At 72.8% G+C, this 21,319-nt stretch carries 13 protein-coding genes; 8 read left to right on the top strand and 5 right to left on the bottom strand.

Annotated features, from left to right (window positions below; genetic code table 11):
- Nucleotides 1-885 precede the first annotated feature (885 nt).
- Nucleotides 886-3,498 (top strand): rhamnogalacturonan lyase, encoded by a 2,613-nt coding sequence (locus LZF96_RS25420; RefSeq protein ID WP_233877067.1) that lies wholly within the window; start codon nt 886-888, stop codon nt 3,496-3,498.
- 748 nt (nt 3,499-4,246) lie between these two features.
- Nucleotides 4,247-5,266: a LacI family DNA-binding transcriptional regulator gene (locus tag LZF96_RS25415; RefSeq protein WP_233877065.1), complete on the top strand. Its 1,020-nt coding sequence runs from the start codon at nt 4,247-4,249 to the stop codon at nt 5,264-5,266.
- A 718-nt stretch (nt 5,267-5,984) separates the two neighbouring features.
- Here LZF96_RS25415 and LZF96_RS25410 read toward each other — a convergent pair.
- The 5 genes from LZF96_RS25410 to LZF96_RS26815 form a co-directional block, all read right to left on the bottom strand.
- Nucleotides 5,985-7,208: an ABC transporter ATP-binding protein gene (locus LZF96_RS25410; RefSeq protein WP_233877063.1), complete on the bottom strand. Its 1,224-nt coding sequence runs from the start codon at nt 7,206-7,208 to the stop codon at nt 5,985-5,987.
- The gene (locus LZF96_RS25405) at nt 7,205-8,893 is read right to left on the bottom strand and encodes an ABC transporter ATP-binding protein (RefSeq protein ID WP_233877061.1); all 1,689 of its coding nucleotides are present in this window, start codon (nt 8,891-8,893) and stop codon (nt 7,205-7,207) included. The genes LZF96_RS25410 and LZF96_RS25405 overlap by 4 nt, the downstream gene beginning before the upstream one ends.
- 202 nt (nt 8,894-9,095) lie before the next feature.
- Nucleotides 9,096-10,301 (bottom strand): ABC transporter permease, encoded by a 1,206-nt coding sequence (locus LZF96_RS25400; RefSeq protein ID WP_233877059.1) that lies wholly within the window; start codon nt 10,299-10,301, stop codon nt 9,096-9,098.
- 324 nt (nt 10,302-10,625) lie between these two features.
- A complete protein-coding gene (locus tag LZF96_RS25395) occupies nt 10,626-11,630 on the bottom strand; it encodes an ABC transporter permease (RefSeq protein ID WP_233877057.1) in 1,005 nt (334 codons plus the stop codon).
- A gap of 226 nt (nt 11,631-11,856) precedes the next feature.
- Nucleotides 11,857-13,875, bottom strand: a complete 2,019-nt coding sequence (locus LZF96_RS26815) for an ABC transporter substrate-binding protein (protein ID WP_267941355.1) — start codon at nt 13,873-13,875, stop codon at nt 11,857-11,859.
- Nucleotides 13,876-14,253: 378 nt separating this feature from the next.
- On the opposite strand from LZF96_RS26815, the gene LZF96_RS25385 reads away from it, so the two are divergent.
- The 6 genes from LZF96_RS25385 to LZF96_RS25360 all read left to right on the top strand — a co-directional run bounded on the left by LZF96_RS25385 (nt 14,254) and on the right by LZF96_RS25360 (nt 21,211).
- Nucleotides 14,254-15,522, top strand: coding sequence for a glycoside hydrolase (locus LZF96_RS25385; RefSeq protein WP_233877055.1), 1,269 nt, complete (start codon nt 14,254-14,256; stop codon nt 15,520-15,522).
- A 112-nt stretch (nt 15,523-15,634) separates the two neighbouring features.
- A complete protein-coding gene (locus LZF96_RS25380) occupies nt 15,635-16,690 on the top strand; it encodes a Gfo/Idh/MocA family protein (RefSeq protein ID WP_233877053.1) in 1,056 nt (351 codons plus the stop codon).
- Nucleotides 16,687-17,619, top strand: a complete 933-nt coding sequence (locus tag LZF96_RS25375; RefSeq protein WP_233877050.1) for a PmoA family protein — start codon at nt 16,687-16,689, stop codon at nt 17,617-17,619. The genes LZF96_RS25380 and LZF96_RS25375 overlap by 4 nt, the downstream gene beginning before the upstream one ends.
- A gap of 303 nt (nt 17,620-17,922) precedes the next feature.
- Entirely contained in the window at nt 17,923-18,567 is a 645-nt protein-coding gene (locus LZF96_RS25370) for a hypothetical protein (protein WP_233877048.1), read from the top strand.
- A 510-nt stretch (nt 18,568-19,077) separates the two neighbouring features.
- Nucleotides 19,078-19,713, top strand: coding sequence for a sigma-70 family RNA polymerase sigma factor (locus LZF96_RS25365; protein ID WP_233877046.1), 636 nt, complete (start codon nt 19,078-19,080; stop codon nt 19,711-19,713).
- Between the two features lie 10 nt (nt 19,714-19,723).
- Nucleotides 19,724-21,211 carry a hypothetical protein gene (locus LZF96_RS25360; protein ID WP_233877043.1) on the top strand — a complete coding sequence of 496 codons (1,488 nt, stop codon included), beginning with the start codon at nt 19,724-19,726 and terminating at the stop codon, nt 21,209-21,211.
- Nucleotides 21,212-21,319: the final 108 nt, after the last annotated feature.

Raw genomic sequence — 21,319 nt, 5'->3', positions numbered from 1 at the left:
GTCTCCGACGAACACCCCCGGGCCCGGTGACACCACCCCCCGGGTCATGCCTTCGACAGGGGGACACAGTCATGCCGGGCCCGGAGGCCAGCGGTCCCGTTGCAGGACCGCGAAAAACATAACGGGGGCGGGGTTCCGCGGGCGGGTCATGGGTGGCCCGCCGACGGGCCGTCGGTGGCACACCGGGGTCGAACCGAACGGTCGGCCATGACGAGCCGCGCGGAACCGGAGACGGGGCGAAGTCGGCGGTGGGCCGGGGGGCGAACCGATCGGGCCGAACCAGCCAGTGGTACGAGTCGGAGTGGCGGGACCGAATCACACCGAACCGGCCCGGACCGAGCCTGCCGGGCCGGACAACAGGGTAGGGCCGGACGGGCCAGGCCGAGCCGGGCCTGACAACAGGACAGAGCCGGCTCGGCAGGGCCGAACCGGCAGGACCGGCAGGACCGGCAGGACGATCGGAACAGTCGGACGATCCAGGGTGCGCCGATGCCGGCGGACGAGCCGAACGGCCGGGCCGGAAGTTGGCAGGACAAGGGACGAGGGGCGAGCGGACCCCATGGGGCCGGGGTGATGACTCCGCGTGGTGGGCTCGGGAGCGCCGGGGCACGGGAGAACGCGATGAATCGATTCTAGAGAAGGGTGGGTCCACCGCATCCCGCCGACCCTTTCGCCCTCCCGTCAGCACGATCGAACCCTTCACCCTATCCGCCGGATCGACCGGTGAACCCCTTCAACAAGGGCTTCTCGGCGAGTCGCGGGAAGGTCGTGCGGGAGGTATTGACGGGTCCACTTCTCCCCCATACGGTCACGCAGGACCCATTGAAACGACTCAATAAAGTGTTCCCCCGCCACGGGACGGGCGGGGCACGGAAGGACGTCGTGATGACATCTCACGGGCAACGCTCAGCGACGCGCGCTCGGCCCGGCCGCCGCGCCCTCGCCCTGCTCTCCCCCCTGCTGGCGGGAGCCCTGATCGCCGGCGCGGCGGGCGCCCAGGCCGCCGGCCCGGGCAAAAACCCCGGCGGCGGCCCCTCCGGCCCTCCGGACCGCGGCCCGTCCGCGATCCAACTGGAGAACCTCGACCGCGGTCTGGTCGCCATCTCCACCGAGGAGGGAAACTTCCTCAGTTGGCGCCTGCTCGGCCACGAGGTCACCGGTCACGGTGAGACCGGGATGACCGGCGCGGACTTCAACGTCTACCGCGACGGGGAACTCCTCACCACCGTCACCGACAGCACCAACCACCTCGACACCGGGGCCGGCCCGGACGCGCGTTACCGGGTCGCGGCCGTGGTCGACGGCGTGGAGGTGGACGCAGGCGAGGAGATCTCCCCCTGGTCCGAGGGCTATTACGACCTACCGCTGACCAAACCCGCCGACGGGGTGACCCCGGCCGGGGAGCACTACACCTACTCCGCCAACGACGTGAGCGTCGGCGACGTGACCGGTGACGGGCAGTACGAGTTCATCGTCAAGTGGGACCCGTCCAACTCCAAGGACGTCTCCCAGCGCGGATACACCGGCAACGCCTACATCGACACCTACACCTTCGACGGCACCCTGCTGCACCGCATCGACCTGGGCGTCAACATCCGGGCCGGGGCGCACTACACCCAGTTCCTGGTCTACGACTTCGACGGTGACGGCCGCTCGGAGATGATGTTCAAGACCGCTCCCGGCACGAAGATCATCGAATACGACGAGGACGGTTCGGTCGCCTCCGAGCAGTACATCACCATGCCGGAGGAGGACCTGGCCGCCGGCTACTCGCACGAGGACGACTACCGCCTCGGTGCGGGGGGCTATCAGGAACATCTGGTCGAGATGTTCCTCGGCTGGCACGAGCACCCCGAGGTCGTCGAGGGGAACTGGCCGGCCACCCTGGAGGCCGCCTTCGGCATCGAGGAGCGGTACGACTACCCGCTCTCCCGCGCCGACGCCGAGGAGCTGACCGACTACTTCATCGACGAGTACGCTCCCTCCCGCAGCGGCAACAACCGCCTCCGGGAGTTCGAGGGCTTCATCGTCGACGGTCCCGAGTACCTGACCGTCTTCGACGGTGAGAGCGGCGCCGAACTGGAGACCGTCGAGTACAAGCCCGGCCGTCACGACGACGGTCTGATGTGGGGCGACTACGCCATGTCCCGCATCGAGCCGGGCAACCGCGTGGACCGCTTCCTCGCCGGTGTGGCCTACCTCGATGGCACCCACCCCTCCGCCGTCTTCGCCCGCGGCTATTACACCCGCACCACGATGGTGGCCTACCGCTGGAACGGTGAGAACCTGGTCGAGGACTGGTACGTGGACAGCGGCTGGACGCCGATGTCCAACCCGTTCAACGACAGCCCGCACGGTGTGGACGGCACCGATCCGGAGTACGGCACCCTGACCACCCAGGGCTTCCACTCCCTGGCCACCGCCGATGTGGACGGCGACGGCAAGCAGGAGATCATCTACGGCTCCGCCACCATCGACCACGACGGCTCCGTGCTGTACAGCTCCTTCGCCGAGGCCCCGCCGGAGAGCGCGGCCCCCGGTGAGAACCTGCGACTGGGTCACGGTGACGCGATGCACGTCGCCGACATCGACCCGAGCCGTCCCGGCCTGGAGATCTACACCGTCCACGAGGGCGGTCGCTGGGCCCCCCTCGGTTTCGCCCTGCGCGACGCCGCCACCGGTGAGATCCTCTACGGCGGGTACACCGGCGTGGACACCGGTCGCGGCATGGTCGGCGACATCCACCCGGACCGTCCCGGCCTGGAGACCTGGGGTTCGGGCAGCGTCGGTCTGTGGACCGCCGACGGCGAGCGCCTGGGGAACAGCATCCCCGGCACCAACATGAGCATCCGCTGGGCCGCCGACATGACCACCCAGCTCGTCAACGGCGCCATCAACGTGACGCCGACGATCGACGACTGGCAGCGGGGTCGTCTGCTCACCGCCACCGACACCCGCACCAACAACCACACCAAGGGCAACCCCTCGCTGGTCGCGGATATCCTCGGTGACTGGCGCGAGGAGTTGGTGGTGCGCACCACCGACAGCAGCGCGCTGCGGATCTTCGTCAGCACCGAGGTCACCGATCGGAAGCTGTACACGCTGATGCACGACCCGATGTACCGCACCGGCGTGGCCTGGCAGCAGACCACCTACAACCAGCCCACCTACCCCGCGTTCCACCTGGGGTCGGGACTGGACTGGTCGACGGTGCCGATCCCGGAGTACTGGGCGCCGGGCAGCGTCGGTTCCCTGGAGAGCCGGCTGGCGGATCTGATCGACTCCGGTGACGTGGCGGGCGCCGCGGTGCAGCGTCTGGGCAAGCCGCTGGAGCAGGCCGCCCGTCACCTGGAGCGGGGGGACGCGAAGGCCGCCGCGAAGGCGATCGAGCGGTTCCTGCACCAGGTCGAGAAGCCGCGTGGTGGCACCGTCTCGGACGCCGCGCGGGCCTCGCTGGGCCATCACGGCTCGGTGGTGCTGCGGATGTTGGGCGGCTGACACCCACTCCGGCCGGTGTCGTCGTCCCCACGGACGGCGACACCGGCCCTCCGGGATGGGTACCCGGCGACTCCGATCCCGGTGCTTCCGACGCTTCCGGGTCGGACTCCCGCGAACCGTCCGGCGTTTCGGACCCGGGTTCCCCGCACCTTCCGTCCGCCCGCCTCTTCCGTCCGCCCGCCCCTTTGAACCACTCCGGTATCGGAACCACCCGGTGCCGGAATGTTCGACTCCTCGGACCACCCGGACCACCCGGTCTCCGGACGCCCTCGGCCGCGCCTCGCGGTCGGCGGCGTCCGGCTTTCCGCCGGGGATCGATTCGCCGCCCGCGGGTGGGGCCGCGCATCAGGACTGCGCATCAGCGCATCGGGGCAGCGGCCCGATGGGTGCGGGGCGACGGGCGCCTTCGGCCGGCCCATCGGGTCGAGGCGCCTGCGGCGGCATCCCGGGCGGGCTCCCCCGACCGACCCCGCCCACGTCATGAGATCCGCTGCCGCGGCCACCGTCCTCCACCCGCGCGCCCACACGATGCCTGCCGGGGCACCCGAAGCGGCATTTGCCGGGACCCCGCCGTCACGCCACGAAAGTTTCGGATCACAGAGAAGAACAACACGCACCACAACCACTCCCCATCTGAGCATCATCGAAGGAATTCGATGCCTCACCTCAGCGGAAAGCGGGAAAGAAGCCACATCGAGAAAAGTAATCCGATCACCCATCGCCGAAAGTTTCCGGATAGGCTGCCGGCATGGCAGCCAAGGAACGGGTGACGATCGCCCGAATCGCAGCGGAGGCGGGGGTTTCCGCACCCACGGTGTCGAAGGTCATCAACGGCCGCCCCGAGGTCGCCCCCGAGACCCGCCGCCGGGTGGAGGGGCTGCTGCACAAGCACGGCTACCGACGCCGCGTCGGTCAGGCCGAGGAGCCGGCAGGGCTCGTGGACCTCGTCTTCGCCGAGATCGAGAGCCCCTGGGCGATGGAGTTGATCCGGGGCGCGGAGACCGCGGCGCACGAGGCCGAGGCGAGTGTGGTCATCTCCGTACTGCACACCCATGCCGGCCCCGGCCGGGACTGGTTGGAACGGATCGCCGCCCGCCGCACCGACGGCGTGGTGATCGTCGCCTCCCGCCTCTCGGAGACGATACGCGCGCAACTCTCCGCGCGGGCGCTGCCGTTCGTCGTCGTGGACCCCGAGGGGGAACCCGCCGCCGGGGTCGTCTCGGTCGGCGCGACCAACTGGAGCGGCGGACTGGCCGCCACCCGCCACCTGGTGGAGTTGGGACACCGTCGGATCGGCATGATCAGCGGTCCGCCGGACATGCTATGCAGTCGGGCCCGCATCGACGGATACCGCGCGGCGCTGGAGACGGCCGGGGTGACCCCCGATCCGACACTGGTGCGGCGCGGCACGTTCCTGGTGGACTCCGGCCGCACCCACGGCACGGCCCTGCTGACCATGGCCGATCCGCCCACCGCGATTTTCGCGGGCAGCGACCTGCAGGCCTTCGGGGTACTGGACGCGGCGCGCCGGCTGGGCCTGCGGGTTCCGGAGGACCTGAGCGTGGTCGGCTTCGACGACCTGCCGCTGGCCGGTTCGGCCTGGCCGCCGTTGACCACCGTGCGCCAACCGCTGGACGAGATGGCCGCGCACGCCGTGCGAACGGTGCTGACGATGCGCCGCGGCGAGAGTCCGGACGCACGGCGGGTGGAGCTGGCCACGGACCTGGTGGTCCGGGACAGCACGGCGGCACCGCGCGGGGACGGCTGAGCACTCGCCTGCGCGGGAGCGCCGGGAGGAGGAGCGGGGCCGGGGCGTCGGAGGGCGCCGGCTCGGAAGGCAACGGATGAGTGGACACCGGGTCCGGGCCCGGAGGTCGGTCGCCGGACCGCCCCGTCGCCCGGGCCCCGTCCTCTCCCACGGCTCGATCCCGATGCGGGAGTCGGCCTGTCCCGGGAGCCACCCGGCGCCACGGAACCACACCGCTTCACCGACGCCCGGCGGCGCCGACCGGCGGCCCCCGCCACGGGGCCCGTCCCGGCAGGGGAACCACGCCCCGGGTCCGCGGGAGAACGCCTGACGCCGCGAGGCGCGTTCCGGACCGGGAACCCTCCCGCGACACACCCCGTCCCCGGCGCGGAAGCCGCCCCGCCACCGGTTCCCTCCCCGCCCGGGAACCACACCCCGGGGGCCCGGGACAGCACGGCGGCACCACAGGGCCCGCCACGGACCGGGAAACACACCCCGGGGCCCGGGAAAACCCCCGACACCACAGGGCCCGCCACGGACCGGGAACCGGTCGGCCGAACACGGGCCCCGGCGCGGCCCCGGTGCGACCCGCGCGGGAGCCGACACCCGGCACCCGGGCCGACTCGTCCCCCGGTCCTCGCGCGGCCGGCGGGCGAGGTCGGCAGTGGCGCCGCGATCCCGACCCGCTCCGCCCTGTTGGCGGCCGACCGATCCCGGTCCCGCCCCGACCGGGCGGTGTTCACGCCCCGGCGAGCCGGAGTTCGTCGACGCGCACGCAGGCCGCCGCGTGCCCGGGCACGCGGGACACCAACGGCGGGGGCTTCCCCGGCACCGCGCACACCTCCGGCCGCGCGTAGGGGCACCGGGTGTGGAACGAGCACCCGGGCGGTGGCGCGGCGGCGTCCGGCAGGTCGTCGGGCAACCGGATCCGGTGGCCCGTGCCGCGCAGCCGCGGGTCCGGACGCGGCACGGCCGAGAGCAGGGCCTCGGTGTACGGGTGGTGGGGCCGCTCGTAGAGCGACGCGGTGTCGGCCACCTCCACGATCCGCCCCAGGTACATGACGGCCACCCGGTCGCAGACGTGGCGCACCACCGACAGGTCGTGCGAGATGAAGAGGTAGGTGAGGTCCAACTCCTCCTGGAGGTCGCGCAGCAGGTTGAGGACGGAGGCCCGCACCGAGACGTCGAGAGCGGAGACCGCCTCGTCGGCGATCACCAGGTGGGGTCGGGTGATCAGGGCCCGGGCGATGTTCACGCGTTGGCGCTCCCCGCCGGAGAAGGCGTGCGGGTGCCGACTGAGGTATCCGGTGGGCAGGCGGACCATCTCCATCGCCTCCGAGACCCGTCGCCCGAGCTCCCGGTCGTCGGTGAGGCCGTGGTTGCGCAGCGGCTCGCCGATGATGTCGAGCAGCGTCATGCGCGGGTTGAGGGAGGAGAAGGGGTCCTGGAAGATCAGCCGCACCTCGCGTTGGAGGGGACGCAGGGCACGGGTCGAGAGGCCGGCGAGGTCCACGGGGTCGGCTCCGGAGCGGGGGCGGTAGCGGATCTCACCGCCGGTGGGGCGGATGGAGCCGACGACGCAGCGGCCCAGGGTGGTCTTGCCGCAGCCGGACTCCCCCACCAGGCCGAGGGTCTCCCCGGCGCGGATGGTGAGATCGACGTCGGTGACGGCGCGGATCCGGCCGGTGGTACGGCCGAGGAAGCCGCGCCGGATGGGGAACTCGACCCGCAGTCCGCGGATGTCCAGGACGGGCTCCCCGTCGGGTCCGGGACCGGACAGAGGGGCGACGGCCGCGTCCCCGGCTTCGGCTCCGGGCCCGTCCCCGTCGTTCCCGGGGGTGTTCTCCCGATCGCCGGGTGGGGTGATCGGGGGTGTCGGGGGTGTCGGGGGTGTCGGGGGTGTCGGAACCGCGGGTGGGACGGCGGCGTACGGGGCGGCGGGGACGGCATCGGTACCGGTCATCGGGGTGTTCCTCCGTTCGGGTGTGTCCCGTCCTCGCGGTCGGCACCCTCATGGGGTGGATCCCCGGGGTCTCCGCCGTTCGGGACCTCCGGGGCATCCGAACCGTCCGACGTGTCGGGCACGGTCGGCGCGGTCGGCGCGGTCGGCGCGGTCGGCGCGGTCGGCGCGGTCGGCGCGGTCGGCGCGGTCGGCGCGGTCGGCGCGGTCGGGGAATCCGGACTCCCCGAGGCATCCGGGGTAGCCGGGGCGTTCGGAACGGTCGGGCTGTCCGGGGCGCCCCGGAGCCGCGGTCCGGCCGGACCCTCCGGCGCGTCCGCCTCCGCTCCGCCCCCCGGCGGGTCGCCGTACAACACGCAGCGGACGGTGCGGTCCGTGCCGAGCACCACCTCCGGCGGCGCCACCCTGTCGCACACCCCGGCGATCGCCTCGTCGCAGCGCGGGTGGAACGGGCACCCCGTCGGGCGTTCCGAGGGGTGCGGGACCCGGCCGCGGATCTGGTGGAGGCGTCCCCGGGCGTCCGGTACCGGCACCGGCCCGGTTTCTCCACCGAGACCGGGAACCGAGGCCAACAAGGCGCGAGTGTAGGGGTGTCGGGGGTGGTGGAAGATGTCGTCCACCGTCCCCCGTTCGACCACCGTCCCCAGGTACATCACCACCACCTCGTCGGCGATCTCCGCGACCACCCCGAGGTCGTGGGTGATGAAGAGGACCGCGAGTCCGGTGCTCTCCCTCAGGTCCAGCAGCAGGTCGAGGATGCGGGCCTGGATGGTGACGTCCAGCGCGGTGGTGGGCTCGTCGGCGATCAACAGGTCGGGGTCGCAGGAGAGCCCCATGGCGATCATGACGCGCTGACACATGCCGCCGGAGAGTTGGAAGGAGTAGGCGTCGACGCGCCGTTCGGGTTGCGGGATGCCCACCCGGCGCAGCACGGAGATCGCGTGTTCGCGCGCCTCCGCGCGGCTCGAGCCCCGGTGCAGCCGGATGGTCTCCACGAGTTGGTCGCCGATGGTGTGCATGGGGGACAGGGAGGCCATCGGTTCCTGGAAGACCATGGCGATCTCCCCGCCGCGCACGCTCCGCAGGATGGGATCGCGCGGGTTCAGGGCGGTGGGGTCCACCGGTGTCGAACGGCCGCCTCCGCGCCACTCGACCGTGCCGCCGACCACCCGGCCGGGGGCGTCGACGAGGCCGAGGACGGAACGGGCCGTGACGCTCTTGCCGCAGCCGGACTCCCCCACCACGCAGACGATCCGGCCCGCGTTCACGACCAGGTCCACCCCGTCGACCGCTCGCACCACGCCGTCGTCGGTCTCGAAGTGGGTGCGCAGGCCGGTGACCCGCAGCAACGGTGGTTCCCCGGCGTCGGTGTCGGCATCGGTGCCGGAGGGATCGGTGTACCGCTCGGTGCCGGGACGGTCGCGGTCACCGGGGACGGCGGTCGGCACGCCGGTGCCCGCCGCCTCGGTGGCGGCGGAACCCGTCCCGGGTCCGGTGTCGGGTCCGGCATGGCCGGTGCGCTCCTCTCCGATACCCGGGCCGCCCGGGCCGTCCTCGGCGTCGGGGGCGGACATCGTGCCGCCGGTGGTCTCGCGCGGCCCGGGAGGGGTGCCGCCGAGTCGGGACGGCCCACCCGGCGGGGCGGGCACCGTGCCGCCGGGGGCGGCACCGGTGGTGGGGGCCGGCATGGCGTTCTCCATCGTTGGGTCCGTTGGGTCCGTTGGGTCCGTTGGGTCCGTTGGGTCCGTTGGGTCCGGGGGCCGGGCACGTTCCGGTGATCCCGGTGTCCCCGGCCCCACCCGGAGGTGAGTGGGTCCCGCCGGCCACCGGGCGGGTCGCACCGGGGGCCGGCGGGGTCGGCGAGGTCGGCGAGGGCAGGGGTCTGCGGGATCAGTGACGGTAGGGGTCGGCGGCGTCGCGCAGGCCGTCCCCGACGAAGTTGAGGGCGAGCACGATGACCACCACCAGCAACCCGGGCAACAGCAACCAGGGCGCCTGGTCGATGACCCGTACGGAGGTGGCGTCGTTGAGCAGCACGCCCAGGCTCACCACCGGTGGCCGCATCCCCAGGCCGAGCCAGCTCAGCGCGGTCTCCGCGAGGATCACGCCGGGGACGGAGAGCGTGAGCGCGGCGATCAGGTGGCTGGTGAAGGAGGGGAGCATGTGCCGGAAGACGATGCGTCCCCCGGAGGCGCCGTCGAGACGGGCGGCGGTGACGAAGTCCTCGTGGCGCAGCGTCAGGAAGCGTCCGCGCACCTCGCGGGCGAGGGTGGTCCAGGCGAGCAGCGAGAGGATGACGCTGATCAGGAAGTAGCGGCGGACGGGTCCGATGTCCACGGGAATGGCCGCGGTCATGCCCAGCCACAGGGGCAGGGTGGGCACGGCCATCACGAACTCGATGAGGCGTTGGATCAGGGTGTCCACCCGACCTCCGAGGTAGCCGGAGATGCCGCCCAGCACGACGCCCAGGACGAAGGCGAGCGCGACGCCGACCAGGCCGACGGAGAGCGAGATCCGGGTGGCGTGGATCAGGCGGGAGAGTTGGTCCCGGCCGATGCGGTCGGAGCCGAGCAGGTACATCGGATCGTCGGGGTTAACCGGTCCGATCAGATGACGGTCGGCCGGGATGACACCCAACAGGCGGTAGGGCTCGCCCTTGGCGAAGAGCCGGACCGGGATCCGTTCGGAGTCGTCCGGGGAGTAGTGGATCCGCAGGTTCTCGTCCTGCTCGAAGGAGTAGCCGTGGACGTAGAGGCCCTCGGAGAGACTGACCCGCAGGGTCTGTGGGGGCGCGTAGGTGTAGTCGGCGTTGAGCCGTCCGGTGCCGAAGGGTGCCAGGAACTCGGCGAAGAGCACCACGAAGAGCAGGAAAAGGGTGATCACGGCCCCGACCACGGCGGGCTTGTGGCGGCGAAAGGTGCGCCACACCGGTCGTGGACGGCCCGCTCGGCGCGCGGCGTCGGGGTACGTGTCCCCGCCCGGCGGGTTCCCGCCCGGGTCGCCGATCGCACCGGCCGCCGGGGCTCCGGGGACGGCGGCGGAAACGCCGGATCGGGAGGCGGCCGGGTCCGGACCGGGGAGTCGCGGCTGGGTCACGGGGTCACCTCCGGGTGGCGGGGTCGCGGTGGGCGGGGAGCGGGGCGGCGGGCGGGGGTGCGTGCCTGCCGGGGGTCCGGGGGCACCGGTGGATACGGGTGGGTGCGCCGGTGTGCGGGGGCGCGGGTACGTGAACGGATACGGGTACACCGGTGGGTACGGGGACGCCCGCGCCGGCACGGGGCCCCGAACGGACGACCCGCCCCCGACCCCCGTGTCCCGGCGGACGCCCGGGGCGCCCGGGGCACCACCGCCGTCCGGGACACGGTCGACACCCGGGGCACGACCGACACCCCCGCCGGCCCGTCCGGCCCGCAACGGGGGTCACGACGCTCCCCCCGTCACGCCGAGCCGCACCCGGGGGTCGGCCCACGCCAGCAGCAGGTCGGAGATCAGGGTGCCGATGACCGTCAGCAGGGAGATCACCATGATCAGCGAACCCGCCAGGTACATGTCCTGCTGCCGCAGCGCGTTGAGCAGCAGCGGTCCGATGGTGGGCAGGCCGAGGATCTGGCCGACGACGATGTCCCCGGCGAACAGGCCGGGAAGGACCCACCCGACGGTGGAGATGAAGGGGTTCATCGCGACCCGCAGCGGATAGCGCACCACCAGCCGGCGTTCGGGCACGCCGCGCGCGCGGGCCGCCACCACGTAGGGCTTGCGCAGCTCGTCCAGGAGGTTGGCGCGCAGGATGCGGATGAGCCCCGCCATGCCGGCGGTGCCGATCACCACCACGGGTAGCCACAGGTGTTTGAGCAGGTCGATGAGTTTGCCGAGGTTCCACGCGGAGTCGCAGAACTCGGGTGAGCACAGGCCGGCGGGTACGTAGCCGAACCACCGGAAGCCCAGGTACATCAACACGAGGGCGAGCAGGAAGTTGGGGGTGGCCAGGCCGAGGAAGCCGAGGCCGGTGGCGAGGTGGTCGCCGATCGAGTACTGCCGGACGGCGGCGTACACGCCGATGGGGAAGGCCAGCGCCCAGGTGAAGAGGAGCGCGGCCCCGGCGAGCAGGGCGGTGGCGGGGAGGCGTTCGGCGATCAGGGTGGTGACCGGGCGGGTGTACTCGAAGGAGACGCCGAGGTCGCCGCGGAACACCATGTTGGAGATCCAGTAGCCGTACTGGACGATCAGCGGCTGGTCCAGACCGTAGGCGGCCCGGTAACGGGCGATCTCCTCCTCACCGACCTGGAGGCCCTGTTGGCGTCGGTAGGAGATGAGCGAGGTGACGAAGTCGCCGGGGGGCAGGTTGATGATGATGAAGACGACGACGGAGATGGCGAGAAGCGTGGGCAGGGTCCACAGCAGCCGTCGCAGGATGTAGCTCAGCAACGCCGTGGTCCTCTCCGGGTGTGGGGGCGGTCGGACGGGTCGCGCGGCACGGCGCACAGCGCGGCGGGCCGGCCGGCGGGGGCCGGGCGGGCGGACCAACGGGGGTACCGGTGGGAATGCCGGGCGACGCCGCGGGGGCCGGGCGGGTGGGGCCGGAGCGGGCGGGGGTGTGCCGCGGCCCGCCGGAACCACCGGTGTGGGGGGACCGCGGCACGTTCGGTTCGACTCACTCCGGGGCGCCGAAGAACCACTGCTCGGGGGCGGCGGGCGCGGGTGTGTTGAAGGTGGAGGCGTCCGGCAGCGAGCCGCCGACGTTGTGCAGGTCGGTGCTGACGATGCCGTATCCGCTGGAGACGCGGACGGTGCCGATCACCCAGAACTGCTCGCGGGCGATGTCGAGGATCTCCCGGAAGAGCTCGTCCCGACGCTCTTCGTCCGGCTCGGCGAGCATCTCGTCGTACAGCTCGATCTGGCGGCGGGGGATCTCCGGCGGCTCCTCGGTGTCGGCGTCGGGCCCCTGGCCGCGGGTGCGGTACCAGTTGGCCCAGTGCCGCGCCCAGTCGGAGCCGGCGTTGATGGGGTGGGGGAGGTACCACAGGGGGTAGGTGACCTCGTCGCCGCGCCCGCCGTCGCCGGTCCACACGCTCGCGTCGTGCCGGTTGTCGCCGAGGCGGACCTCGAAGTTCTCCCGGGGCATGGGGTTGACCAGGGTGCGGATGCCGACCGCCTCCCAGTGCCGGGCGACCTGCTCCATGGCCTGGACCCAGACGGTGATCACCGCGTCCTCGGCGACGTCCACGGTGATGGTGATGGGTTCCCCGTCGGGGCGCAGTCGCCATCCGTCGGAGTCGCGGGCGTCGTAGCCCAGGGAGTCGAGGATCTCGTTGGCCCGCTCCGGGTCGTGCTCCAGGTACTGGGTGGCGAACTCCTCGTCCCGGAAACGGGATTCGGGGGTGGGGGCGACCTGGTGGGGCTCGCCCTGGCGCTGCCAGACGGCGTTGATGAGTTCCTGCCGGTCGATGGCGTGCGAGAGGGCGACCCGGAAGTCCTTCCGCCGGAAGACCTCGCGCATCGCGTCGTCGGCGTGGTTGAGGTTGAGCGAGATGACCATCTCGGTGCTGTAGGTCGACTCGTAGTCGATGAAGCGGTAGCCGCCGCGGTCCTGCGACTCGGCGAGGACCGGCCGGTTCTCCATGCTGGTGAAGTGTCGGCTGTGGAAGTCGAAGTCGCCGTTCTGCGCCCGCAGCAGCATGGTCTCGGCCTCGGGGACGACGTCGTAGCGGACCTCGTCGATGTACGGCAGTTGGGAGCCGTCGGGGTCGGTCTTGAAGTAGTACGGGTTGCGTTCGAAGCGGGCGACGGTGCCGGTGTCCAGCGGGTCGACGCAGATCCACGCCTTGAGGCTGGGCAGGTCGGGGTTGGTCCACAGGACACCCCAGTCGTTGCCCAAATAATTGAAGTGCTCCTGCCAAGTATCGAACCCGGCCGCCCGGGCCCGGCTCCCGGCGTCCTCGGCGAAGTCCCCGTGGAACCGCTCGAGGTAGTGGCGGGGGTAGGCGACCAGGCGGTCGCCGTCCACCTGGCGGGCCATGTCGGAGAGGAAGAGGGCGTTGGGGCCGGAGAAGCGGACGATGAAGGTGTGGTCGTCGACGATCACCAGTTCCATCGGGTCCTCGCCGCGGGCGAGGGTCGGCGGGTGGCCCTGGACGAGGTCGCGGTTGAGGACGACGTGTTCGTAGCCGAAGAGCACGTCGGCGGTGGTCAGTGGCTCTCCGTCGGACCAGCGATGGCCGGCGCGCAGGGTGATGACGTACTCGGAGGCGTCGTCGTTGGGGGTGATGGACTCGGCGACGTTGGGCACCTGGCCGGTCCAGTCCCGGGTGAAGCGCATCAGCGGTTCGTAGCCGATGGTGCGGTGCAGCCAGGGGCCGTCGGCGCCCCCGGTGACGGCGGAGCGCCAGGTGCCGCCGTAGTCACCGATCCGGTCGGTGGGCGGGACGACCAGCGGGTTGGTGGGCAGGCGCTCGGTGACCGGTGGGAGGTCACCGGCCTCGACGCGTTCGGCGAGCATCGGGGCCTCGGGCCCCTTCCCGCCCCCACCGCCGTTCCCGTTCCCGCCCCCGTCCGGTTCGGTGGAGAAGACACTGCACGCGCTCGCGGACATACCGGCCATCGCGATGAAGGCGGTGTTGCGCAGTACGGCCCGGCGGGTGGTGCCGCTGGGCACGCCCCTCACTTCGGTCATCATCGACCCCTTTTCGGCACGGCTCGGCCAGGGTTCGGGCGGGGGACCGCGCACGGCTCCGCTGCCGGGCCGCGGCACGTGACGCGCGGACACATCCGGCTCTCACCCAACTGGACGCGAAATTTTCGGTAGAGCACCAACACTTTCGGTGGCGGTAACGTAGGCGGACCCTCCAAGTGGGTCAACCCCCCGTGCACCACCTCCTTCTCCCAGCTCTCCGTCAACCCCCTGCGAGGCATGGCGGAAAGCGTTTCCCGTGCGAAGGCCCCGGGGAGACTTCGAGAGCCTTCCGGCACATCCGCCCTGTTGACTCCCTCCGATCACCCGCCTAGGTTCGGGACGAAAATTCTCGACTCATTTATGAAACTTTCAGGGCAGGTGCGTGTGACCGGGATCGACATCGGCCGACAACCCCTGCGACGGATCGACGGCTTCGGCTTCTGCGAGGCGTTCCAGCGCGCCCGGGTGATGCGGGAACTGCCCGAGGGCCCCCGGCGGGAGGTGCTGGACCTGCTGATGAGCCGTCGCGCCGGCGCGGGCCTGAGCATCCTGCGACTGGGCATCGGCTCCTCCACCGACACCTCCGGTGACCGGATGCTCTCCGTCCAACCCGAGGACCCGGGCGGGCCGCGCGCCGAACCGCGCCTGCGCTGGGACCGCGACGACGGCGGGCAGTTGTGGCTCGCCCGCGAGGCCCGCCGGTACGGGGTGCGGCGCTTCTTCGCGAGCGCCTGGAGCGCCCCCGGCTACATGAAGGACAACGGCAGCGACTCCGACGGCGGTTCGCTGCTGCCCGAGTGGTACGAGGCCTACGCCCGCTACCTGCTGGGCTGGACCGACCTCTACCGGGCCGAGGGGATCGCCGTCACCGATCTGGCCTTCACCAACGAACCTGACTTCACCATCGACTACGCCTCGATGCGCTTCACCCCCGCCGAGGCCGCCGCCTGCGCGAAGGCCATCGGGCCCCGGGTCCGCCGCGCCGGCCTGCGCCTGGCCGGCTGCGACTCCTACGGCTGGACGGGCGCGGTGGAGTACACCCGGGCGGTGGAGGAGGACCCGGAGGCCGCCGCGCTGATGGACCTGCACACCGGCCACCCCTACGAGGCCCCGGTGGACCGACCGCTGCCCACCCGGAAGCCGACCTGGATGTCGGAGTGGTCCCCCGACGGCGACACCTGGAACGAGCGCTGGGACGACGGCAGCGGGTTCGACGGCATGGCGGTGGCCCGCCAGATCCACGACTCCTTCACCCTGGGCGAGGTCAACGGCTACGTCTACTGGTTCGGGGTCTCCACCGGCACCACCCGGGCGCCGATCCGGGTGGACGACGACGGAAAGGGCTACCGGGTCGCCAAACGACTGTGGGCACTGGCCGGCTGGAGCCGGTGCGTGCGCCCCGGCGCGGTGGCGCTGCCGGTGACCTGCGACCACCCCGACCTGCTGGTCACCGCCTTCCGCAACGAGGGCGGCGGCCGGGTGCTGGTCGTCCTCAACACCGCCCGCGAGACGATCCGCGCCGACCTGCCGGGGCTGGAGGGCACCGCCTGGACCACCGACGAGGAACGATCGATGGCCCCCGCCGGGACGGTGCGCGGAGCCGCCACGTTCGGACCGCGCTCGCTCACCACCCTGGTCGCGGTCTGACCCGGTCACCATCCGGCCCCCGCGTCCCCACCCCCACACGCCCCCACCGTGCCCCACCCCACCCCGTCCCGGGTCACGGACCCCGCCCCGCCCGGGGAGAAGGAGCCGCCGCATGTTCCGCGTCGCCGTCGTCGGCACCGGAGGAATCGCCGGTATCTGCCACCTGCCCGCCCTGACCGAACACGCCGACCGCGCCCGCCCGGTCGCCGCCGTGGACCCCGACGCCGCCCGGCTCTCCGCCTTCCGCGCCGAGCACTCCATCCCCACCGGGTACGCCGACCTCACCACGATGCTGAAGGCCGAGCGGCCCGAACTGGTGCACCTGTGCACGCCGCCGTTCCTCCACGCCGAGCAGGTGATCACCTGTCTGCGGGCCGGGGCGCACGTGTGGTGCGAGAAGCCGCTGTGCCTGTCGATGGCCGAGTACGAGGCGATCGCGGCGACCGAGCGGGAGACCGGCCGGTACGCCGCCGTGGTCTCCCAGCACCGGTTCGGTTCGGGCGCCCGGCACCTGCGGGACCTGGTGGAACGCGGCACCCTCGGCCGTCCCCTGGTGGTCCGCTGCGACACCACCTGGTACCGGCCGCCGGAGTACTTCGAGGTGCCCTGGCGCGGACGGTGGGAGACCGAGGGCGGCGGTCCCACCATGGGCCACGGCATCCACCAGATGGACCTGATGCTCTCGATCCTCGGTGAGTGGGAGGAGGTCCGGGCGATGGTCGGACGGCTGGACCGCGACGTGGAGACCGAGGACGTCTCCACCGCGCTGATCCGCTTCGCCAACGGCGCGATGGCCACCGTGGTCAACAGCCTGCTGTCCCCGCGCGAGGAGAGTTACCTGCGCTTCGACCTCACCGACGCCACCGTCGAGCTGCGCCACCTGTACGGCTACCGCAACGCCGACTGGTCGTGCTCCTCCCCGCTGTGGGATCCGGGCGAGGACGTGTCCGGCTCGCACGGCTCCCAGTTGGGCGCCGTGCTGGACGCCCTGGAACACGGCGAACGTCCGCCGGTCGGCGGGGAGGACGCCCGCCGCACGGTGGAGCTGATCACCGGCCTGTACGCCGCCGCCTTCACCGGGCGACCGGTGCGGCGGGAGGAGTTGACCCCGGACCACCCGGAGTTCGGCCGGTTCCACGCCCGGATGAACGGAGGGATGACGCTGTGAACGCGTTCGAGGAGGACGGCGGCCGGGCCGACACGGGCCGGGGCACGACCCCGGTGCCGCTGCGCGACAACGGCAGCGAGGTCTCGGCGACGGTCGGGGGCGTGGAGGTGGCCCGCTACCACTACCGTCCCCGGATGGCGCTCTTCGAGTCGCCCAAGCCCTACCTGCACCCGTTGCGGACGACGGCCGGCGACACGGTGACGGCGTACCGGCCGCACGACCACGTCTGGCACAAGGGGGTGCAGATGACCGCCCCCTGGGTCTCCGGGGAGAACTTCTGGGGCGGCGGCACCTACGTGGACCCGGATCGGGAGTACGTGGACCTGCCCAATGCCGGGACCATGCGCCACGAGGAGTGGACCGCGCCGAACACGGAACGGCTGACCTGGTGGACGCAGGGCGGCGAGCACTGGGTGGACGAGACCCGGGTGCTGGAGGTGGAGGCGGGAACCCCCGGCGAGGGGTGGTGGGCGCTGAACTTCACCACCGTGTTGCGCAACACGCGCGGGGAGGAGCTGGTCTTCGGCAGCCCGACCACCCGGGGCCGGCCGATGGCGGGGTACGCCGGATTCTTCTGGCGCGGACCGCGCTCGTTCACCGGCGGCACGGTGATCGGGCCGGGGAACCTCGGCGGGCCGGCGATGATGGGGCGTGCCGCGCCCTGGCTGGCCTTCACCGGCCGGCACGACGAGGTGGACCGTTCGGCCACGCTGCTGTTCCAGGCCGCCGACCCGGAGACGGTGTGGTTCGTGCGCAGCGAGCCGTTCGCGGCGGTCAACCCCTCGCTGGCCTTCCACGAGGACGTGACGGTACCGCCGGGGGGCGAGCTGCGCCGGGCGTACCGGATGGTGGTCGCCGAGGGGGAGTGGAGTCGTGAGCGACTGACCGACCACGTGGCCCGGCACCCGGTGCGACCCGCCCGGGTGTGAGCGGGGCGGGGTGAGACGGCCCGTCGGGGCCGGTCGGTACGGGACGACCGGTCGGCACCGGACGGGCGTGGCGCGGGGGGCGGTCGACGGACGCGTCGGCCGCCCCCGGCGTGGACGCGGGCCCCCGGGAGACCACCGGGGCGGGGTGCCGGCCTGCGCGGGGCCGGCCTGCGCGAACCCTTGACACCCCAAAGTGTTACGAGCATATTTCGTTGTGTCATGGGAGCGCTCCCATCACTCTTGTCCGCGCACCGCCCGGGAGTACCCGCGACACCCACCGCCCCGCCGCCGGGAGGAGCCCCGATGAGAGCCGTTCCCCGCCGTCACCGCCCCGCCGTCCTGTGGACCGCCGGCCTCGCCCTCACCGGCCTGACCATCGGCACGTTCGCCCCCGCCGCCGCGGCCCAACACCGGAGCATCTCACCGACCGTCCGGGGCGCCGCGACCGACACCGCCCCGACCGGGGCGGTCTTCACCACCGAGCACCGCACCGACTGCCTGCACGCCGTGACCCGTGGCGGGATGGCCTGGCACACCGACCCCATCGGTCGTCCGCCCGGCGTGGACGTGAGCGGCGTGCTCGCCGAACGGCGCGCCGACCGGGTGTGCCGGGACGACGGCCGGGTCTTCGTCGAGTTCGTCGCCTACGGCGTCGACGACCACCGCCCGGTGGACTACCGCATGGTGGGGCTCGATCCCGAGGAGGGGCCCGAGCGGGAGTACCGCTTCTCACTCGGCGCTTTCCAAGCGGACCCCGGCGCCGAGGGTGTGATCCGTCGGGTGGAGGTCCGGGTCTGCGTCACCGCCGGCCCGATGCTGCCGGCCTTCGGCTGCGGGGAGACCGTGGTGGTCACCCCCGGACGGGTGGCCCCCGGTCCCGCACCCGATCCCGCCGGGCACACCGATCCCGCCGACGCCGAAGCCGCCGGACCCCGGGTCGCCCCGTGACAGGATAACCGCCTCGACGGCGCCCCCGACCGTACCCCACCCCCGCCCCCGGAATTGATGGAAGTCCGAGTACTTCCGTGAATCCCGGACGGTCGGGGGCGCCGTCGTTCGAGCAATTAACCCGGAATTCACGCCCACGCCCCGAAAGGGGAACGGATCCCCCGCAACATCCGCCGGACGCCCGAACACACCGCTTCCACATGCCCGTTCGGACAGGCGTATCGCCCGGATCGAGCCCGCTTCGCGCCCACCCCGGATCCCTTCGGCGCACCGGCCCGTCCCTCCGAGGGGAATGCCGGGGAACAGCCGATGAACGGCCACGACGCCCGTTCGCCGGGAATACTCCTCCGATTCTGAGCTTTGCTTGAGGTTATTACTGGATTTTTTCCCGGCCGGGGGAGAACAATGACCGCGGACGCGTGCTTCCCATGGAAGCGTCCCTCCCCCGGGTGTCATCCGCGGAACGGGTGACCCCGATCCCCCTGCCCGTGTCGAGGATGGAGCCGCCCCATGTGTCCGTCTTCCGCTCCATCCCCCTCGGTCTCCCCCTCGGTCCCTTCCCCGGTATCGGCCCGGCCCGGAGTCCGGCGGGGCCCGACCACCGGCGCCGGGGAGCGGCACGGCCGACGCCTGGCCGCCCTCTTACTGCGTCACCGCGAGCGACTGCTGCGCCACGTCGTCCGGCTGACCGGCGACCCGCACCGGGCGGAGGACATCGTCCAGGAGACCCTGTTGCGCGCCTGGGTCTTCGTCGAACTCGGCGAGGACGAGGATCCCGCCGAGGAGGAACGGCTGATCGCCTGGCTCCACCGGGTGGCCCGCAACCTGGTGATCGACGCCCACCGCCGTGATCGGGCGGTGCCGGTGGGGGTGGTCCCCGACGAACTGCTGCCGCCGACCGGGGGCACGGACGTCGCCGAGGCCGTGGTGGACCGCCAGGTGGTGCGCCACGCGCTGGCCCGGCTCTCCCCCGCCCACCGCGAGGTGCTGGTCGAGGTGCACCTGCGCGACCGCACCGGCGCCGAGGCGGCCCGGGCGATCGGTATCCCGCCGGGCACCGTCAAGTCCCGTACCCATTACGCTCTGGTGGCTTTGCGCCGCGAGCTGACCCGTCCCTCGACGCACGGGGAGTCGGCCGCCGCATGAGGAGCCACGTATGAGGAACGTCGACCCCATCGCCTTCTTCTCCGAGCACCGCGACACCATCTTCCGGATCTGCGGTGCCCTGGGAACCCTGCTCATTCTCTTCCTGCTGCTCAGGGCGGTGGCGATGCGGATGGGTGGCTGGTCCGCCGCCCGCGCGCGGGTGGTCCGGGAACTGGCCGTCACCCGCCACGCCTTCGCCGCCCCGGTGCGCAACTGGTACCGCCACCGGCGGGACCTGCGGTACCTGACCCGGGCCCTGCGCTCCCCGCTGACCTGGCGCGACGCCGAGCGGGCGATGGCCGCGGCCCGGCCGCTGTGCGCGCCCGCCCGCCCCTACGCGGCGGTGGTCGGCCGAGGGCTGGTCCTGGTGCGGCTGGCGGGTCCCGCCGGTTCGACGCCGGCCCCGCCCGCGCCCTGGGCGATCGGCGTCGACGACGACGGGGAGGACGATCCCACCCTGTGGGCGATCGCCCGCGAGGACCTTCCAATGGTGCCGATGACCCCGGTGACGCGTCCGGCGGGGGACCCGGCCCCGGTGACCGACCCCGCGACGGACGACGGGGCACGGGAGTACCGCCCGGTGCTGGTGGCCGTCGGTCGTGACGGGGGCGACGGCGGTTGCGCGTTCCTCGACGTGGGTTCCGGCCCGCCGGTGATCGGGATCGAGGGCGACGGCCGCAACCGCGAGGTTCTGCTGCGAACCCTCGCCGCCCAGGTGGACGCCCGCCTCCCGGCGGGCCTGGTCACCGTCTCGGAGGGGGTGCACCCCCGGCACGCCGGACTCCCGGTGCGCGAGGCGTACCGGCGGGTTCGGGAGACACCGGCGGAGCGGGGGTACGGGCCGGTGCTGGTCGCCCCGCACGCCCCGGACCCGCTGCCGGCCGAGTTCGCCGAGCCGGTCCGCCGGTCCGACGCGCCGCGCTTCCTGCTGGGCTCCCCCGGCCGGGGGCACGTCCGGCTGTTGCTGACCGACCGGCACGGCCGGGTGGTGGTGACCGGCACTCCCCTGCTGACCATCGCCGGCGCGCTGGCCCGGGCGGTGGCCCGGGCACTGCCGGACATCCCGCCGGTGATCCCGCCGATGCCGCCGGCCGGTTCCGGCACCGGGGTGCGCGGTGAACTCTTCGAGGAGTTCGACGAGACGGACGGTGCCGGGGGGTCGACCGTCGGCGAGGAGTCGTCGGGCCCGGCCGGACGGCCGACCGTCCCGATGGCGAAAGCCTCCGACGCCTTCGAGGCACCCGCGCGTCGGGCCGTCCCGTCCGATCCGGCGCGCAGCGCGGGCACGGTGTCCGTCGGGGCCGGGGTCGGGGCCGGCGATCCCGCCCGTTCGGCCCGGTCCACCGCCGCGCCGATCGACGCCGGGGCCGGCGAGTCCGGGGCCGGGGCCACGGTCCCGACGGCCGATGGAACGGGGGACGAGGAGGTCGACTCCGGGGCCCGGGCGTCCTCCTCCGGTCGGTCCGCCCGCACCCCGGACGGCTCGTCCCGCACCTGACGGGCGTCCCGGGTCCCGCGGCGGGGGGCCGCCGGCCCCCCGCCCCCCCCCCCACCCCCCCCCCCCCACCCCCCCCCCCCCCCCCCCCCCCCCCCCGGCGGGCCCACC

Source organism: Streptomyces sp. ST2-7A (assembly GCF_021390475.1).
Lineage (GTDB): Bacteria > Actinomycetota > Actinomycetes > Streptomycetales > Streptomycetaceae > Streptomyces.
This window is presented reverse-complemented; position numbering and strand designations above follow the sequence as displayed.

What these genes read in the sequence shown, in the direction of transcription:
- LZF96_RS25370 (WP_233877048.1), top strand. Translation starts at nt 17,923, where the DNA reads ATGAGAGCCGTTCCCCGCCGTCACCGCCCCGCCGTCCTGTGGACCGCC.
- LZF96_RS25360 (WP_233877043.1), top strand. Translation starts at nt 19,724, where the DNA reads ATGAGGAACGTCGACCCCATCGCCTTCTTCTCCGAGCACCGCGACACC.
- LZF96_RS25420 (WP_233877067.1), top strand. Translation starts at nt 886, where the DNA reads ATGACATCTCACGGGCAACGCTCAGCGACGCGCGCTCGGCCCGGCCGC.
- LZF96_RS26815 (WP_267941355.1), bottom strand. Translation starts at nt 13,875, where the DNA reads ATGACCGAAGTGAGGGGCGTGCCCAGCGGCACCACCCGCCGGGCCGTA.
- LZF96_RS25415 (WP_233877065.1), top strand. Translation starts at nt 4,247, where the DNA reads ATGGCAGCCAAGGAACGGGTGACGATCGCCCGAATCGCAGCGGAGGCG.
- LZF96_RS25365 (WP_233877046.1), top strand. Translation starts at nt 19,078, where the DNA reads ATGTGTCCGTCTTCCGCTCCATCCCCCTCGGTCTCCCCCTCGGTCCCT.
- LZF96_RS25410 (WP_233877063.1), bottom strand. Translation starts at nt 7,208, where the DNA reads ATGACCGGTACCGATGCCGTCCCCGCCGCCCCGTACGCCGCCGTCCCA.
- LZF96_RS25405 (WP_233877061.1), bottom strand. Translation starts at nt 8,893, where the DNA reads ATGCCGGCCCCCACCACCGGTGCCGCCCCCGGCGGCACGGTGCCCGCC.
- LZF96_RS25380 (WP_233877053.1), top strand. Translation starts at nt 15,635, where the DNA reads ATGTTCCGCGTCGCCGTCGTCGGCACCGGAGGAATCGCCGGTATCTGC.